The sequence below is a fragment of the Flagellimonas cixiensis genome (assembly GCF_042134615.1).
Taxonomy (GTDB): Bacteria; Bacteroidota; Bacteroidia; order Flavobacteriales; family Flavobacteriaceae; genus Flagellimonas; species Flagellimonas cixiensis.
Map to the genome: position 1 here is coordinate 1,392,055 of NZ_CP169639.1, position 17,158 is coordinate 1,409,212.

General features: G+C 38.7%; 16 protein-coding genes and 1 tRNA gene. 11 read left to right on the forward strand and 6 right to left on the reverse strand.

Going from position 1 to position 17,158, the window contains the following annotated elements; all coding sequences use genetic code 11:
- Positions 1-134: 134 nt before the first annotated feature.
- The 8 genes from ABT310_RS06155 to ABT310_RS06190 all read left to right on the forward strand — a co-directional run bounded on the left by ABT310_RS06155 (position 135) and on the right by ABT310_RS06190 (position 9,657).
- Complete coding sequence (locus ABT310_RS06155) at positions 135-1,001, forward strand: MBL fold metallo-hydrolase (RefSeq protein ID WP_375325870.1); 867 nt, start codon at positions 135-137, stop codon at positions 999-1,001.
- 23 nt (positions 1,002-1,024) lie between these two features.
- Positions 1,025-2,671, forward strand: coding sequence for a S8 family peptidase (locus tag ABT310_RS06160; RefSeq protein WP_375325871.1), 1,647 nt, complete (start codon positions 1,025-1,027; stop codon positions 2,669-2,671).
- A 3-nt stretch (positions 2,672-2,674) separates the two neighbouring features.
- Positions 2,675-4,525, forward strand: coding sequence for a M1 family metallopeptidase (locus ABT310_RS06165; protein ID WP_375325872.1), 1,851 nt, complete (start codon positions 2,675-2,677; stop codon positions 4,523-4,525).
- Between the two features lie 104 nt (positions 4,526-4,629).
- Positions 4,630-5,067 (forward strand): ribonuclease P protein component, encoded by a 438-nt coding sequence (gene rnpA, locus ABT310_RS06170; RefSeq protein WP_375325873.1) that lies wholly within the window; start codon positions 4,630-4,632, stop codon positions 5,065-5,067.
- Positions 5,051-6,676 (forward strand): S41 family peptidase, encoded by a 1,626-nt coding sequence (locus ABT310_RS06175; RefSeq protein WP_375325874.1) that lies wholly within the window; start codon positions 5,051-5,053, stop codon positions 6,674-6,676. Before rnpA ends, ABT310_RS06175 begins: the two co-directional genes overlap by 17 nt.
- Before the next feature lie 148 nt (positions 6,677-6,824).
- Positions 6,825-7,787: a hypothetical protein gene (locus ABT310_RS06180; RefSeq protein WP_375325875.1), complete on the forward strand. Its 963-nt coding sequence runs from the start codon at positions 6,825-6,827 to the stop codon at positions 7,785-7,787.
- 36 nt (positions 7,788-7,823) lie between these two features.
- Complete coding sequence (gene dcm, locus ABT310_RS06185) at positions 7,824-9,071, forward strand: DNA (cytosine-5-)-methyltransferase (RefSeq protein WP_375325876.1); 1,248 nt, start codon at positions 7,824-7,826, stop codon at positions 9,069-9,071.
- On the forward strand, positions 9,043-9,657 hold the full coding sequence (locus tag ABT310_RS06190) for a hypothetical protein (protein ID WP_375325877.1): 615 nt from the start codon (positions 9,043-9,045) through the stop codon (positions 9,655-9,657). The genes dcm and ABT310_RS06190 overlap by 29 nt, the downstream gene beginning before the upstream one ends.
- Before the next feature lies 1 nt (position 9,658).
- Here ABT310_RS06190 and ABT310_RS06195 read toward each other — a convergent pair whose 3' ends face one another.
- From ABT310_RS06195 to rpiB, 3 genes are read right to left on the reverse strand one after another with little or no spacing between them, the layout of a single operon-like run.
- A complete protein-coding gene (locus ABT310_RS06195; protein ID WP_375326153.1) occupies positions 9,659-10,099 on the reverse strand; it encodes a GNAT family N-acetyltransferase in 441 nt (146 codons plus the stop codon).
- Positions 10,099-11,013, reverse strand: a complete 915-nt coding sequence (locus ABT310_RS06200; protein WP_375325878.1) for a cation diffusion facilitator family transporter — start codon at positions 11,011-11,013, stop codon at positions 10,099-10,101. The genes ABT310_RS06195 and ABT310_RS06200 overlap by 1 nt, the downstream gene beginning before the upstream one ends.
- A gap of 5 nt (positions 11,014-11,018) precedes the next feature.
- A complete protein-coding gene (gene rpiB / locus ABT310_RS06205) occupies positions 11,019-11,450 on the reverse strand; it encodes a ribose 5-phosphate isomerase B (protein ID WP_375325879.1) in 432 nt (143 codons plus the stop codon).
- A gap of 593 nt (positions 11,451-12,043) precedes the next feature.
- Here rpiB and rnr point away from each other — a divergent pair.
- The 3 genes from rnr to ABT310_RS06220 are packed head-to-tail and all read left to right on the forward strand — an operon-like array spanning position 12,044 to position 15,625.
- Positions 12,044-14,227, forward strand: coding sequence for a ribonuclease R (rnr, locus tag ABT310_RS06210; protein ID WP_375325880.1), 2,184 nt, complete (start codon positions 12,044-12,046; stop codon positions 14,225-14,227).
- A gap of 52 nt (positions 14,228-14,279) precedes the next feature.
- On the forward strand, positions 14,280-14,960 hold the full coding sequence (locus ABT310_RS06215) for a head GIN domain-containing protein (protein ID WP_375325881.1): 681 nt from the start codon (positions 14,280-14,282) through the stop codon (positions 14,958-14,960).
- Positions 14,961-14,962: 2 nt separating this feature from the next.
- Positions 14,963-15,625 carry a LysE family translocator gene (locus ABT310_RS06220; protein ID WP_375325882.1) on the forward strand — a complete coding sequence of 221 codons (663 nt, stop codon included), beginning with the start codon at positions 14,963-14,965 and terminating at the stop codon, positions 15,623-15,625.
- Between the two features lie 33 nt (positions 15,626-15,658).
- On the opposite strand, the gene ABT310_RS06225 is transcribed toward ABT310_RS06220, so the two are convergent.
- From ABT310_RS06225 to ABT310_RS06235, 3 genes are all read right to left on the reverse strand, one after another.
- Positions 15,659-15,729 (reverse strand) — tRNA-Cys (locus tag ABT310_RS06225).
- A gap of 47 nt (positions 15,730-15,776) precedes the next feature.
- Entirely contained in the window at positions 15,777-16,136 is a 360-nt protein-coding gene (gene folB / locus ABT310_RS06230) for a dihydroneopterin aldolase (protein WP_375325883.1), read from the reverse strand.
- 45 nt (positions 16,137-16,181) lie between these two features.
- Positions 16,182-17,141: a type IX secretion system membrane protein PorP/SprF gene (locus ABT310_RS06235; protein WP_375325884.1), complete on the reverse strand. Its 960-nt coding sequence runs from the start codon at positions 17,139-17,141 to the stop codon at positions 16,182-16,184.
- Positions 17,142-17,158 lie beyond the last annotated feature (17 nt).

Consider the following 17,158-nt stretch of genomic DNA (forward strand, 5'->3'; position numbering starts at 1 on the left):
GTGTAAATGGGGTTCATTTTTGCGCATAATTGGTTCAGGTTGACTTCTTTTTGTTAAAATACGGCTAATATATTATCACTTTTTATCTATTTGGATGGCTCTTTTCTTATTTTGCAGGCCTTTTTGCTTTCTACATGACAGTTTATCCCATAGAAACCGGAAATTTTAAGCTAGATGGTGGTGCCATGTTCGGAGTGGTGCCCAAATCCATCTGGAATAAAACCAACCCTGCCGACGGCAATAATATGATCGACATTGCTGCGCGTTGCCTTTTGATTGAAGATGGCGACAGGCTTATTTTGGTGGATAATGGTCTTGGCAACAAACAATCGGAAAAGTTTTTCAATTACTACTATTTATGGGGAGACCATACATTGGATGGTTCGCTCCAAAAGATCGGCTTTCACCGAGACGACATCACCGATGTTTTTTTAACGCATTTACATTTTGATCATTGCGGGGGAAGCATTCAATGGAACTCCGACAGAACCGGCTACGAGCCCGCATTTAAAAATGCGAAGTTTTGGACCAACAAAGAGCATTGGGAATGGGCCACTAAACCCAATCCACGAGAAAAAGCCTCCTTTTTAAAAGAAAACTTATTGCCCATGCAAGAATCTGGGCAACTTCATTTTATAGATCGAAAAGGCAAATCGTTTCAGGCACAATCCGAATTAGGATTTGGCATCCATTTTATGGATGGACACACCGACAAACAGATGCTGCCTCATTTTACATACAAAGAGCAAACCGTGGTTTTTGTGGCCGACCTAATTCCAACCGTAGGACACATTCCACTGCCCTATGTGATGGGATATGACACCCGCCCTTTGTTGACCATGGAAGAAAAGGCTTCGTTTTTGAACGCTGCCGTTGAAAACAATTGGCTGCTTCTTTTTGAGCATGATGCCCACAATCAACTTTGTACCCTTAAACAAACTGAAAGAGGTGTTCGGTTGGACGAACTCTTTACTTTCGATGAACTATTCAAACAACAATAATCCCCCTTAGACAAATACATTATATGAATCGCACATACAAACAAACTATTTTATCCCTTTCTGCTACAATTTTATTGGCGGGATGTGGATCTACTGCATTGGTTTCAACCCCCGTTGAAAATATTGATACTGTTCCCCTAAAAATTTCAGAGCTTACAGATAGCGAGAAAAAACATTGGGGTCACTTGGACCTCATTAAGGATACCATTCCTGGGATGAGTGTAGATAAGGCCTATTCTGAAATCATTAAAAACAAAAAAGGGAAAACCGTAGTGGTTGCCGTTTTGGATTCTGGAATGGATTTAGAGCACGAAGATTTAAAAAATGTGCTTTGGACCAATAAAGATGAAATTCCAAATAATGGAAAGGACGATGACGGAAATGGTTATGTTGATGACGTTCACGGTTACAACTTCTTGGGAGAATCATACAATGAGCAATTAGAGTATGTAAGGATGCTTCGATTGAATATTGGTGATGCTTCTGAAAGAGCAGAAGCTAGATTAATGTTGGATAAAAAATATCCTGAAGCGCTTCAAAACAAGCAACAATACGAACAAATTTATCAAGTGGTACAAGGCGCCGACATGGCGGTTAAAAAAGAATTGGGAAAAGAAACCTATACCAAAGAAGACCTTAAAGCCCTGAAAGCCAGTTCTCCTATTATGGAGCAAAGTGTTGCCGTTTTAAACCAAATGTTCACCTATGGCGAAAGTATTCCTGCTGTATTGGAAGAGCTTAAGGAAGGCATCAACTATTTCTCTGACCAGGCCAACTACAATCTCAACAAAGATTATAATGGTAGAACCCCGGTTGGGGACGACCCCTACGATATTACAGACGTGCCTTATGGTAACGGAGACCCAAAAAATAGGGTCGACACCGAAAGTCATGGTACTCACGTAGCAGGAATTATTGCTGCCGAGCGAAACAACGGTAAAGGAGTTAACGGTGTTGCCCAAAATGTGGAAATCATGAGCATTCGAGCAGTACCCAATGGTGACGAATACGATAAGGATATTGCTCTTGGAATCCGCTATGCAGTGGACAACGGAGCCTCTATCATTAATTGTAGCTTTGGAAAGGCGTTCTCTCCAAAAGCAGAATGGGTGTATGATGCAATTGAATATGCTGCCTCCAAAGATGTGTTGATCGTGCATGCCGCAGGAAACGACGGAGAAAATCTTGAAGATCCAGAAAACACCAACTACCCCAATGATCATAAACTCGGGAAAATTGAATTTGTGGACAATATGATTACCGTGGGAGCATTATCAAGTAAATATGGGTCGGAAATGGTGGCCACATTTTCCAATTATGGCGGTAAAAACGTAGACGTTTTTGCCCCTGGTGATCAAATCTATTCCACCATGCCAGAAAGTGAATACGAATTTCAAGGAGGAACTTCGATGGCCGCTCCTGCGGTAGCGGGAGTTGCTGCCCTAATTCGTTCGTATTATCCCGATTTAACGGCTTCCGATGTAAAAAACATCATAATGCAATCGGGATTAAAATCAAAAACATCGGTTATTGTGGCCGGAGATGCCTCCAAATCCATGGCGTTCGATAAAATTTCAAAGTCTGGTAAAATGGTAAATGCCTACAACGCCTTAATTTTAGCAGACCAAATTGCAAAAGGCAAAACCACTCTAGAAAGTAACTCAAAATAACATATGAAAAGATTAATGCCCCTTTTTTTAGTGGCCCTATTGGCCTCGTCTTTACTGAATGCTCAAAGTACAACCTACTGGCAACAACATGTAGATTACACCATGGAGGTGGATATGGATGTGAAAACATACCAATACACCGGAACTCAAAAATTGGTGTATACCAACAATTCGCCAGATGAATTGAGCCGTGTTTTTTATCATTTATACTTTAATGCTTTTCAACCAGGGAGTGAGATGGACATTAGGCTCCAGAACATTAATGATCCTGATAAACGAATGATGGATGGGGACAACAGTAGAATCGCTTCTTTGTCTGAAAGTGAAATAGGTTATTTGCATGCAGAAACGTTGACCCAAGACGGTACGGCTGTTTCTTTTGAAGAAAATGGGACCATCCTCGTTGTTGATTTGGCGAAGCCGATTCCTACTGGAGGAAAAACCACCTTGGAAATGACCTTTAAAGGTCAAGTTCCCCTTCAAATTAGAAGATCTGGAAGAAATAGTAGAGAAGGTGTTGCGTTGAGCATGAGCCAATGGTACCCAAAACTTTCAGAATACGATTTTGAAGGATGGCACCCAAACCCTTACATTGCTCGTGAATTTCACGGTGTTTGGGGAGATTTTGATGTAAAAATCACATTGGACAAAGATTATACCGTGGGAGGTTCTGGTTACCTTCAAAACCCCAACGAAATTGGTCATGGTTACGAAACCCCGGGAACCAAAGTAAAAACCAAGGGAAAAACCCTTACCTGGCACTTTAAGGCACCGAACGTGCACGATTTTATGTGGGCTGCCGACCCAGAATATATCCATGATACGCTTCAAATGGAAAATGGGCCAACCCTGCACTTCTTTTATAAAGACAATCCCGAATACAATGAAAACTGGAAAAAACTTCAGCCAAAAACAGCAGAAGCCATGGAATTTTTTAGCAACAACGTGGGCAAATACCCTTACGAGCAGTATTCCGTAGTGCAAGGAGGTGATGGAGGAATGGAATACGCCATGAGTACGTTGGTAACGGGCAATCGTTCCTATGGAAGTCTTGTGGGCGTAATGGTTCACGAAATGGCACACTCTTGGTTTCAACATGTTTTGGCGACCAACGAATCGGAGCACGAATGGATGGACGAAGGTTTTACCTCTTTCATTAGCAGCTTGTGCATGAACCAAATCATGGAACAAGACAAACAAAACCCTTTTGAAGGTTCTTATAAAAGCTATTATGCCTTGGTAAATTCCGGATTGGAAATGCCTCAGGCTACCCATGCTGACCGTTATACCACAAATTTTGCATACAGCATAGCAGCTTATAGCAAAGGCTCCATCTTTTTATCTCAATTAGGATATGTAATCGGACAGGATAAGTTGATGGAAACCATTAAAAAGTATTTCGATGATTTCAAGTTCAAGCACCCAACGCCGAACGACATCAAAAGAACGGCTGAAAAAGTGTCGGGAATGGAACTGAACTGGTATTTGACCGATTGGACGCAAACTACCAACACGATCGATTACGGCATTAAAAGTGTTGAGGCAGATGGTAACAACACAAAAGTTACCTTAGAGCGTATTGGCGAAATGCCCATGCCTTTGGATATTTTGGTTGTTGGTGCCGATGGTACCCAAGAAACCTATTATGCTCCATTGCGCATGATGTATGGAGAAAAAGAAAATCCATATCCAGGTATAAAAAGAACGGTTTTGGAAGACTGGCCTTGGGCTTATCCGACCTATGAATTTACCTTGGACATGCCGTTGGAAAACGTAAAAGCAATCATAATCGATCCTTCACAACTTATGGCAGACGTGAATGGGGAGAACAACGTATATCAAGCAGAGGAATAAAATTCCACTCCAAAAGAGATTAAGGGCGGCGTTTGTGCCGCCCTTTTTTATTTCGGCTTAATTTTATTTGAGTAATTTACCTCCTAAATGGATTCGCCTAGAACATGGTAGAAGAAAACATCAATTGCAACCCTACAAGTGCCCCACAAGGGGATGCTCTATTTTCCTTTCCCAAAAAAGAAAAGTTGAAAAACAAAAAAGTCATCGAGGCTTTATTTACGGAAGGGAAAAACCTGAAACAAAACCCTATTAAGCTCATCTACCTCAACACCGATTACACAGGCGATACCAAGGTGAAAGTTGCGGTGGTTGCCCCAAAAAAGAAGTTTAAAAAAGCCGTGGACCGCAATCGTGTCAAACGTTTGTTGCGAGAGGCCTACCGTTTAAACAAACCCCTTATTTTTAACAACATTGAGGGAAATTTTGCGTTCATATTTTTATACCTTGGCAATACAATGCCCAGCTTTAATGAGGTTGATAAGGCCATGAAATTACTTTTAGAGGCCTTTCTTAAAAAGGAATTCCATGAAAAGAAAGATTAAAAAGCAGATTGTAATCCCCATTTTGGCCCTCGCTCTTTTGGTTGTGGGCAGTAGCTTTAAGAGTGATTTCTTTGAAATTGCCAAGCAGATAGAAATCTTTACCACCCTTTTTAAGGAACTCAACATGAATTATGTGGATGAAACCAATCCTGCAGAACTCATGGATTCCGCTATAAAGCACATGTTGGATGACCTTGACCCCTACACCCAATTTTTGAATGAACAAGATGTAGAGTCCTATAAAATCAATAATGCTGGAGAATATTCAGGTATTGGTGCTCTAGTACGGTCTTATGAAAGCAAATTGCTTATTGTAGAACCTTACGAGGGCTATGCAGCGGACAAAGCTGGTTTAAAAGCGGGGGATGAAATCATAAAGATTGGCGATATTAAAGTGGCCGATTTCGATGACAATGCCAGCGAATTGCTTAAAGGCGCCAATAATTCTTCTGTGGAAGTCACGTTTGTGCGTCAAGGAGAAACAAAAACCACTACCATAACCCGAGAGGCTATAGAAGTGGATGCCGTTCCTTATTACGATATGGTGGATGATAAAACAGGCTATATTGTACTGTCGCGTTTTAATAGAAAAGCTTCCCAACAGACCAAATCCGCCATGCAGGACCTTAAAGGCCGAGGTGCGGAAAAATTGATCTTGGATCTTAGAGGTAATCCGGGGGGATTGCTTTCTGAAGCGATTAACGTGACCAATTTATTTGTGGACAAGGGAGAATTGATCGTTACCACGAAATCGAAGGTTAAAAAATTCAATCAGGAATACCGAACCAAAAACAAAGCAGAAGACTTGGAAATTCCTTTGGTGGTGCTCATTAATGGCCGAAGTGCCTCGGCCAGTGAAATAGTTTCGGGTGGATTGCAGGATTTAGATCGTGCCGTTGTGATTGGGGCCAGAAGCTTTGGTAAGGGATTGGTTCAGCGTCCCCTCAAATTAACTTATGGCACGCAATTAAAGGTGACCATTTCGCGCTATTATACGCCTTCGGGACGTTGCATTCAATCTTTGGATTATTGGAATCGTGATGACGAGGGAAACGCTGTTAGAAATACGAATTTTAAGGAATTTACCACCAAAAACGGCCGTAAAGTATGGGACGGTGGTGGCGTAATGCCCGATATTGAAATCAATTCACTACAAACCAACACCCTCATCGATGCTTTGGAAAGCAACCATATTGTGTTTGATTTTGCAACAGATTATTATTACGACCATACGTTTGCATCAGTGGAAGATTTTTCCTTTTCCAATGCCGATTATGCTGCTTTCAAAAAATATGTCCAAGAGCAAAATTTCACTTTTCAAACCAAAACAGAAACGCTTTTGGAGCAATCCATAAATGCCGATGAATCTCTTTTAGGAAAAGATGTTCAAGACAAATACAAAGATTTGTTGTTGGCCGTAAACCGTTCCAAATTTGCTGCTTTGGATTCTTTCCAACCCGAAATTCAAAAGAATCTGGAAGACGAAATCATTGTACGTTATTTTTATCGAGATGGTCTGTACAAATATTACTTAAGCCACGACGATGCCATTTTAACAGCAAAGGAGCTGTTGGCAAATTCCAGTAAATATGAAAGTATCTTAAAGTAGTTTCTTCATTTACAATTCCCGGTCTTGGTTTGAACAGATTACGCAATTGCCAACCCAGAAGCGTATTCTATCAATTCATATAAGGCAACCGTCAAATAGCCCCTTATTTTACCAAAGTCTATGACTATTTTCATTGGAAAAACTGTCTATGACCTATACTGTCATTTCTCTTGCTCTTGTGGGAGTTATTGTTGTTTTTTGGTTTCATAATTTACTGCGTAACTGCTTTTGTCGGTCATTCTGTATTTTAAAAAATCGTAAAAACAACAACATAACCCAAAAAGAAGCATCCATCCTTTCTGTTAAAACCATAAAAGATAAAGACAAACCACTTTTAGAGCTATTGCTGCTTTTTCAAAACTTTTCGGGTTACCACATCCATAGAAAAATACGGGTTTGGGACAGTAAGCCCCAACTCCAAAGATTTAAGCCAGATAACACCCTAATGGTGGGCCTAAATGACGCTAGAAAACCTAAAGACCCAGTGTTCTTATCTCAGGGCGTATGCCGGTTTTCATTCGCTTTTGTTCTGTTGTGCGTTGTTAAAATTGTATTCTTTATTGCTGCATCCTATTTTTTTATTGGGGGTGCCATTGAAAAAATTGTGGCTGCTCCAGAACATTTTGAATTGGCTTTTAAAAATTCCATGTTTTGGCAATTCGGAACATTGATGCTTGCTATTTGTGTTTTTCTTTATTTTCTCCTCGAAAAAATTGGCCTTCTGGTCAACGGAAAAACCAAACAAGAAAATTGGGATTTGCTATATCACGGTATAGGCGCAAAGGCTGTTGTTAACACCTATAAGGACACAGGCACTCTAATCAATGACAACCCCGTTGTAGAATTTATGTATTCCTTTAAAGATGATCACGGTAATACTTTTGAAGGAAGCGATAAACAAGTGATTGGCAAATTAGAGGTTGGATCGTTGTCGGATATAGAAAAAATGGAAATTATGTATTTGGCAGACAACCCAGAAGTTTCTCGACTTATTGAAAATTTGGACGACCATAATTTTGGACGATTTGTTCAAATTCTTTTTATGGGAACCACATTTATTTTTTCCCTAATCATACTTTTCATGTTCTATAATACCATGTTGCATTCGTAATTGTTTAGAATAATGGGATTAATCCTATTTTTGAACATGCAAAAATTAAAAGTCTGTGAACTTTTTGCCGGTGTGGGCGGATTTCGATTGGGACTGGAAAACACCAATAACTACAAAGTGGTTTGGAGCAACCAGTGGGAGCCAAGCACCAAAACCCAACACGCCTCAATGGTTTACGAAGTACGATTCGGCACCGAAAACCACTCTAATAACAATATTGAAGAGGTACCCTCCCATGAAATTCCAGACCACGATATTTTGGTAGGTGGGTTTCCCTGCCAAGACTATTCCGTTGCCACAACACTCAATAATTCCAAAGGACTTTTAGGAAAAAAAGGGGTGCTTTGGTGGTCCATCCATCGTATTCTTTCTGAAAAAAAGCAGAAGCCAAAATTTCTTTTTTTAGAAAATGTGGACCGCCTTTTAAAATCGCCCTCAAATCAGCGAGGTCGGGATTTTGCAGTGATGTTGCGCAGCTTGTCAGATTTGGGCTATTCTGTGGAATGGCGTGTAATTAATGCGGCAGAGTATGGAATGCCTCAGCGCCGAAGGCGCGTTTTTTTTGTGGCCTATTTTAAAGATTCCAAAATATATCAAGAGATTAAAAAAGCTGGTGCCAAAGATTGGATTTTAGAGGACGGAACTTTTGCCGAAGCCTTTCCAGTAAGCAAAACAGTTGAAAATATGGTTTCTTTTGAACTGGAGGAAGATATGGTTTCCATTTCCAACAACTTCAATAAAGAACAAGGAATCTCTCCTTTTTTAAATGCTGGAATTTGCATAGATGGGAAAGTTTCAACCATCAAAACAACCTCCAACTACGGTGGGAATAAAACTGTTTTAGCAGACATTTTAGAAAAAACCAATGTCCCTTCCGAATATTATATAGAGGAAACGGAACTGCCAAAATGGGAATATTTAAAAGGGGCTAAAAAAGAAGTTCGAAAGACCAAATCTGGTTTTGAATACCATTATAGTGAGGGAAGCATGGTTTTTCCCGACGCTTTAGATCAACCTTCCAGAACAATTATAACCGGTGAAGGGGGTAAATCCCCATCTCGGTTTAAGCACGTGGTCCAAACCTCCGAGGGACTCCGAAGACTTTTACCTGTTGAATTGGAACGGTTGAACATGTTTCCGGACAATCATACCCAACTTGAGGGCATTTCGGATGCCAAAAGAGCCTTTTTTATGGGCAATGCACTCGTGGTCGGTATTGTGGAAAAAGTTGGTACAGCCTTGTTCCGGAAAATCTGTGCATTTGAAAAGCAAGTTCAAAATTGATTTATCCAAAGAAAAACTATTAACCCCCTTACTGGATTCTTATTACGAGAAGCATTTAAAGAACTACACCGTTGAACGGATTTTTGACCTAAAACGTCAACTACTGGGCATTGACATTATATTAACGGATAAACGTTCTTCTCAAGTTTTTTATGTGGATGAGAAAGCACAATTGGATTATATCAATGAATCCTTGCCCACCTTTGCCTTTGAAATATCTTATTTGAAGCGCGGCAAACCAAGAACCGGATGGTTTTTCGATGATGCTAAAAAGACGCAATTTTATGCTTTGGTCACCAGTATTTATTCAGATGAAAAAGATGTTTTTACGGCTTTTAACATCACTTTGGTAAACCGTAAAAAGCTTATTGCACATTTAGATTCGGTAGGATTGTCCTATTCTTATTTTCAACAGATAGCAAGAAAAAACAAGGGGCATCAAGGCAAGGTGACTTTGGAACAACTGATGTCAAAAACAGAGGGGTATCTCTACTTTTCCACAAAAAATAAAGCTGAACAACCTTTAAATCTTATTCTTAAATTGGATTATTTGTTGACAATCGGGGTAGCGAAACGCTTGGTTTAAATTAACCTCTCACCATTCTTTTATGCGGAATGCCGTCTTCCAGATATTCGTCGCCAAAAGCATTAAAGCCCAATTCCGAATAAAATTTTAGGAGATAGGATTGTGCCGATATTTCGATTGTTTGGTTTGGAAATTTTTGTTCAATAGCAGCTAATGAAGCTTGCATAATCTGTTTTCCTAAACCAAACTTTCTTTGGTCCTGGTTTACCACTACCCTGCCAATACTTGCATTTTTAAAATAATCGCCCGGTTTAAAAATTCGGGTATAGGCCACCAATTCGCCATTTTTTATACCTAAAACATGTAGTGCTTTTTGGTCCTTATTATCCACATCTTGGTACACACAGTCTTGTTCCACCACAAAAACTTCACTGCGCAAACGCAACAATTGGTAGAGTTCGGAATTAGTTAATTCATCAAAGTTTTTAACGAAAACTTGCATCAATCTTGTACAATTACACTTTTGGAATCACACTTATCAAACTCAGGCTGAATGTTCACATGGTTAATGCCGTGCTTGTGATAAACGTGTTCTTCTATTTCCTCTAAAATTTCATCGAACTGGGAGATCTTGATGTCTTCTGTGAAATCAATATGCGCCTCCATATGCACTTCATCTTCATTAAGTTGCCAAATATGCACATGATGCACATTTTTTACCATGTTTATGGTACAAATTGACTCCACTATATCTTGGATTTCGATTGTTCTTGGGGTAAAAAGCATCAACACTTTGGTTGATTCTTTCAATAGATCATAGCCCATGTATATTAAATACACACCAATAATCATGGTCAATGCTGCATCTACCCAATATATTTGATATAACTTCATCAATAGACCTCCTATAAAAACCGCTACCGATGCCATCATATCCGTTAATAAATGAAGGTAAGCAGATTTCATGTTCATGTTATGTTCAGAATCTTTCTTTAACAAGAGTACACTAAATCCGTTTCCAGCAATGGCAATCAAGGCCAACCAAATAACCAAATTTGATTTGATTTCATGGGGTTCAATCAACCTTTCAATCGCTTCTTTTATTAAAATTATGGCCACAATCACCAAGGTGGAAGCATTTATGAAAGCTGCTAATATTTCCGCTCTTTTATACCCAAATGTTCGATGTTTGGAGGCCTTTTTCTTACCCATTTTCTGTGCCACATAGCTAATGACCAAAGAGAGTACATCGCTAAAATTATGAAGGGCATCGGATAGGAGCGCCAAACTTCCCGAAAGAATACCACCAACCACTTGCAACAAGGTTATGGCAATATTCAACACAATGGAAATAAGAAGGTTTCTCCCTTTTAAATCAGAATGGGAGTGCCCATGATGGTCGTGATGGTGCCCCATAAAAATTATCTACATGGTATTTTCTCTATTCTGCGTTCGTGTCTGCCTCCTTCGAACTTGGTGTTCAAAAAGGTGTCGACCATATCCAAAGCTTGTGGTAAGGAAATATAACGAGCTGGTAAACTTAAAATATTGGCATCGTTGTGTTCACGAGCCAATTGGGTAATTTCTTTGTTCCAACAAAGTGCTCCCCTTACATTTTGATGTTTGTTAATGGTCATGGTAGCTCCATTTCCACTACCACAGATCACAATTCCAAAATCTACTTTTCCTTCTTCAACATCGGATGCAACAGGATGTGTAAAATCGGGGTAATCAACACTATCATTGCTATCGGTGCCATAATTAACAACATCGATACCTTTAGATTTTAGCATACCTATTATAGCAAGTTTATAATCGGTGCCGGCGTGATCATTTCCAATGGCAATTTTCATGATTATAGTATTTTGAGGATTAGCACAAAGGTACAATATCTTTTAATTGGGCTATGTTTATAAAAACCATCAAATTTTCACATTTCCTTTACCTTCAATCAATTAGAATTATACACTAATTGTTAACTTTTTTAAGAAAAGTTGTGGTAATCAAATTTTGATTTTAAGAAGAAAAAAAGCAATAGGAATAATTATTTTATGTTGGATGTACATTCGATTAAAAATTAATCAACGCATATCAAACATTTATCGACCGTAGTTAACATTAAAAAAACATTTAGTTTTCAAAAAATTGATGTTGATAACGGTTATTAAAATTGGTGGATAACAAATCTAAAAGATTGATTCTTATACCTTTTTTTATCTAACAGATCGTGAATAAAGTAATCCAAGTGTTGATAGCAACTTTATCAAGAAAAATTTATTCCACATATTAACGATCTATCATAACCATCATTTTTATAAAATTTAAAAAAGAAGAAAAAAGATTATAATAGTTATTGTTGATAAATGTTGTTTTATCTGACATTACTTTCCTATACATTAACGCTCACGGATTATAATTCGTACTTTTCAAAAAAAAAAGGACGTTAATGTCAAAGAAAAAGAAGAGGGCAGGAAGCCAAAGAAAGAATGAGATTACCAAAGGCATTTTCACGGTTCTGGAGAAGGAACCATCCAAAAGCTTTAACTATAAACAAATAGCCTCACAACTTGGAATTACCGATACTCAAGATAGAAATCTATTAATCAAACGGTTAGGTCAATTAAAAGCAACGGATCGCATTGTTGAAGAAGAACGGGGCAAGTATAAAAAGAAGCCATCCCTGCACACGTATTTTACGGGAAGGGTTGATTTGACCAGTAGTGGAAACGCCTATATTATTGTGGAAGAACTGGATGACGATATTTTTGTTTCCAATAGTCATTTGAACAAAGCCTTTCACGGAGATACCGTAGAAGTTTTTCTAAAACCCAGAAGAAAGGGCAAGAAAATGGAAGGGGAGGTTGCTAAAGTATTGGAACGTAAAAAAACGTCTTATGTAGGTATTGTAGATAAACAAAAGCGATTTGCTTTTGTACGTCCAACCGATTTTAGGATGTATACCGATATTTTTATTCCCACCGAAAAACTTAAAAAAGCCAATGACGGCGATAAGGTTTTGGTTCACCTAGGAGATTGGCCCGATGATGCCGATTCACCTTATGGTGAAGTTATTGAGGTACTGGGAAAACCAGGAGAACACAATACCGAAATACATGCCATTTTAGCAGAATATGGTTTACCAAATGAGTTTCCATATGAAGTGGAACAGTTTGCCAAAACACTGGACACCAGTATAAAAGAATCGGAAATTGCAAAACGAAGGGATATGCGAGATGTGTTGACCTTTACCATTGATCCCAAAGATGCAAAGGATTTTGATGATGCACTTTCGTTTCAAAAATTGGAAAATGGACATTATGAAATTGGTGTTCACATAGCCGATGTTTCCCATTATGTGCAACCAGATTCCATTTTAGAGGAAGAAGCTTATGATAGAGCCACTTCGGTGTACTTGGTAGATCGTGTGGTTCCGATGTTGCCAGAAGTCTTATCGAACCAAGCCTGTTCCTTAAGACCAAATGAAGAAAAGTATACGTTTTCTGCCATTTTTGAAATGGATGATAATGCCAAGGTGGTGAACCAATGGTTCGGTAGAACGGCCATCAATTCCAATGAGCGTTTTGCCTACGAAGAAGCACAACACGTTATTGAAACCGAACAAAATAAGATTCCAAAAGAAATTTCGATACGGGAAGGAGCTTATACCATTTCGGATGAGATTGTAGAAGCTATTCTCACTTTTGATCGATTGGCAAAAATTATGCGTACTGCTCGAATGGATGCTGGTGCCATATCCTTTGATAAGATTGAGGTTAAATTCAATCTTTCTGAAGACAATGAGCCAGTTGGAGTATATTTTAAAGAAGCTAAGGATGCCAATAAACTGATTGAAGAATTTATGCTGCTGGCCAATCGCAAGGTGGCCGAGTTTATCGGAAAGCAAAAGAAAACATTTGTGTACCGAGTGCACGACAAGCCCGATGATGATAAATTAATGGCCTTGAACGGGGTTATTTCAAGATTTGGGCATAGTATTAACCTTAAGGATAGAAAATCCATTAATAAGTCCCTAAACCAATTATTGGAAGATGTAAAGGGCAAGAAGGAACAAAACTTGGTAGATACCTTGGCCATTCGAAGTATGAGCAAAGCCATTTATACTACCGAGAATATTGGACATTACGGATTGGGTTTCGATTATTATACCCATTTTACCTCACCTATTCGAAGGTATCCTGATGTGATGGTGCATCGATTGTTGCAGCAGTATTTGGATAACGAAAAAATGCCTAAGGCAGTTATCTATGAGGAGAAATGCAAGCATTCATCTGACATGGAGCTATTGGCGGCCAATGCAGAACGAGATTCCATAAAATACATGCAGATCAAGTTTATGGAAGATCATAAGGATCAAGAATTCCTTGGTGTTATTTCCGGCGTTACCGAATGGGGTATTTATGTAGAGATTATTGAGAACAAATGTGAGGGTATGATTCGAATTCGGGATATTAAGGATGATTATTACATATTTGACGAACGGCAATATGCCATTATTGGCGAACGTACCAAACGCATGTATCAATTGGGTGATGAAGTTTATGTGATGGTGAAAAGTACTGATTTAGTGAAGCGGCATTTGGACTTTTCGTTGATTGGTAAAAAGGATTGATACTATTTTGGAACAAATTTTGTTATTCTATTGAGAACCAAATTTTTATAACATGAAAAAAATTACGATTGTTATAGTATTTTTGAGTTTGCAAAGCATTGTTGCTCAAGAGAATACAATTACCCAAAACCTACAAAAGTTCACAGAAATCAAAGGATTTGATGGCATTTCCATCAATTTGATCAAATCCAACGAAAACAAAGCTGTGATTAGCGGAGCCAATACCGATAATGTGGCCATAGTTAACAACGATGGTGTTTTAAAAATCCGCATGGAGATTGTCAAAATTTTTAGTGGGTATAGAACTTACGTAGACTTATATCATACAGAAGAATTGGTCGTAATTGATGTGAACGAGGACGCTAGAATTTCTTCTGATGAAACGTATAAGCAGGATATTTTAGAGCTTAAAGCCCAAGAAGGTGGCGAGTTGGAAATCAATTGCGAGGTAGACCAGTTGTTGATCAAGGCAGTTTCTGGTGGCAAGATATTTTCTGGTGGTTTTTCCAATACCCAAGATGTGATCATTAACACAGGAGGTGAGTATAATGGTAGGACTTTCCAAACAAAATTCACTACAATTAGCGTAAATGCTGGTGGAAATGCGGAAATTTATGCTTCCAAATACGTAAAGGCCAATGTAAAGGCAGGAGGAGAAGTATTGGTTTATGGCGACCCCGAAAAAATGGATGAACACACTTTGTTCGGCGGAAAAATTAAAAGAGTGCACTAAAAATGATTGATGACATTCAGGCAGCAATACCATTAGGCTTTTTATTGAGCTTTATGATAGGTCCTGTATTTTTTGTTTTGCTGGAAACCAGTGCAACCAAAGGATTTAGGGCAGGTGTTAGCTTGGATATCGGAGTTATTTTTGCTGATATTGTCTTTTTATTGATTGCCTACTTCAGTAGTTTCCAATTATTGGAAAATTTAAGCAACCAACCCGGATTGTTTGTTTTTGGAGGAATGATATTGTTGGTCTATGGAATTCTGCTGTTTGTTAAGAAAGCAAAGAAAAAAACCAATGTAAAAGCTTCCAAGGGTACTTATTTGGGATTGATGGTGAAAGGATTTTTATTGAATTTCATCAATATTGGGGTATTGGCCTTTTGGTTGGGACTTATTATTGTGGTTGGACCAAGTTTGGACAATGATTCCAATAGAATGATGGTCTTTTTCGGCACCGTACTGCTAGTGTATTTTGGTACAGATTTGCTAAAGATTATCTTGGCCAAACAACTAAAGCGGTATTTGACCCAAGAACGGATTGTGTTGATTAAAAAAGGTTTAGGGATTGTCCTGGTACTCTGCGGAATTGTTCTAATTGTAAAGGGATTTTTACCTAAGGAAAAATTCGACATAAAAGAAAAAATCGAGAAAATAGAACAGTTATAAAAGAAAAAACCCAGCACTAAGTACTGGGTTTTGAGGCATCGAGCGGATTCGAACCGCTGTACAAGCTTTTGCAGAGCTCTGCCTAGCCACTCGGCCACGATGCCATTTTGGAGTGCAAATGTACTACTTTTTTAACTTTGGCAAAGCAATATCATGACCTTTGGTTTTTAAGTATTACAGCAACACTCTCCACATCACCACCTATAGGCGGATTAATTTTAGCGACTTCCACCACCACTTCCAGCACTTGGGGAATTTCCTCGAATATACGATCAGTGATTCTTTTGGCCACATGTTCCAATAGGTTGGAACGTACAGTCATTTCTTCTTTTATGATATTGTTCAAATGAACATAGTCAACCGTCTCGTTTAATTCATCGGAAATTGCAGGTTGGGAAAGGTCAGCAGTAATTTCCAAGTCCACCCTATAATCACTCCCAATAAGCATTTCTTCTTTTAAACACCCATGGTTGGAATGTATCCTTACGTTCTTTAGCCTAATTTTCCCCACGCTTCCTTAATATGAATGGGCAAAAATAGAATAAAACCATAACAATTAATACATACACCTACAATTGCTCAATCCTTGGAAGAGGTCCATACCAACAGTTAGTACGTGGGTACCTGTACTGTATCCCAAAATTTCATTGGTAATTATTTGATAGGAGTAGCCAAAATAGAAGTTACTTTTCTTAAATCCGGCAATTGGAGCAATGTACAATGGTGATCCAAATTGGTCATTCAAAAATCGATAGGTGGCTCCTACGTAATAGTAATCCTCAAAATCGTGAAAACGGAACTTTGCATTGAAATCGGTTACAGATCGACCATCACTTTCAAACCATTGGAAGAACACTGAGGGTTCTATTTCCAATTTACTGTTCTTGTTCTTTGAAAAACTATACCCAGTGTAAACGTAATAGTTTCTTAGTTTGTTGGGTTCAATTTGAACTATATCGGTATTGAATTTTGATAAATCCTTATTCAGGACGTTGGCGGCATTTAAACTTAAATAAAACTTTTTATTTCGGTACAAAACCCCCAAATCAAAATTGTGATTGGTCGTTGCTTTGTCATCCGTTGGCAATTGACCATTATTGGATTCAAACTCCTCTACATCTACCCTAAACTGGTTAAAATTGTATGATAATCCGAATGAAAGGAATATATCATCATAATAATCCAAGGTTAAATGGTGTGCAAAAGATACCCTTGCACCACGTTGGCGTGTAAATCCGTTACTATCGTTATATAAAAGCATTCCCAAACCCGAACGGTTCCCAATCCTGGCATCTGCGGCCAAGGTTTGGGTATCAGGGGCATCTTCTATCCCTACCCACTGCGTTAAGCCATTTAAACGCACTTTTATATGGTCACCGATACCAGCATAGGTCGGGGACATTAAAAATGGATTATCGGCTATGTATTGCGATAATTGGGGCACTGTCAACTCTTGTCCCCTGGCACAAAGTGCCAAGGAAACAAGGAGGATAGTTGAGTATACTTTTTTTAACATGAGGTCAAAGTAGGTTA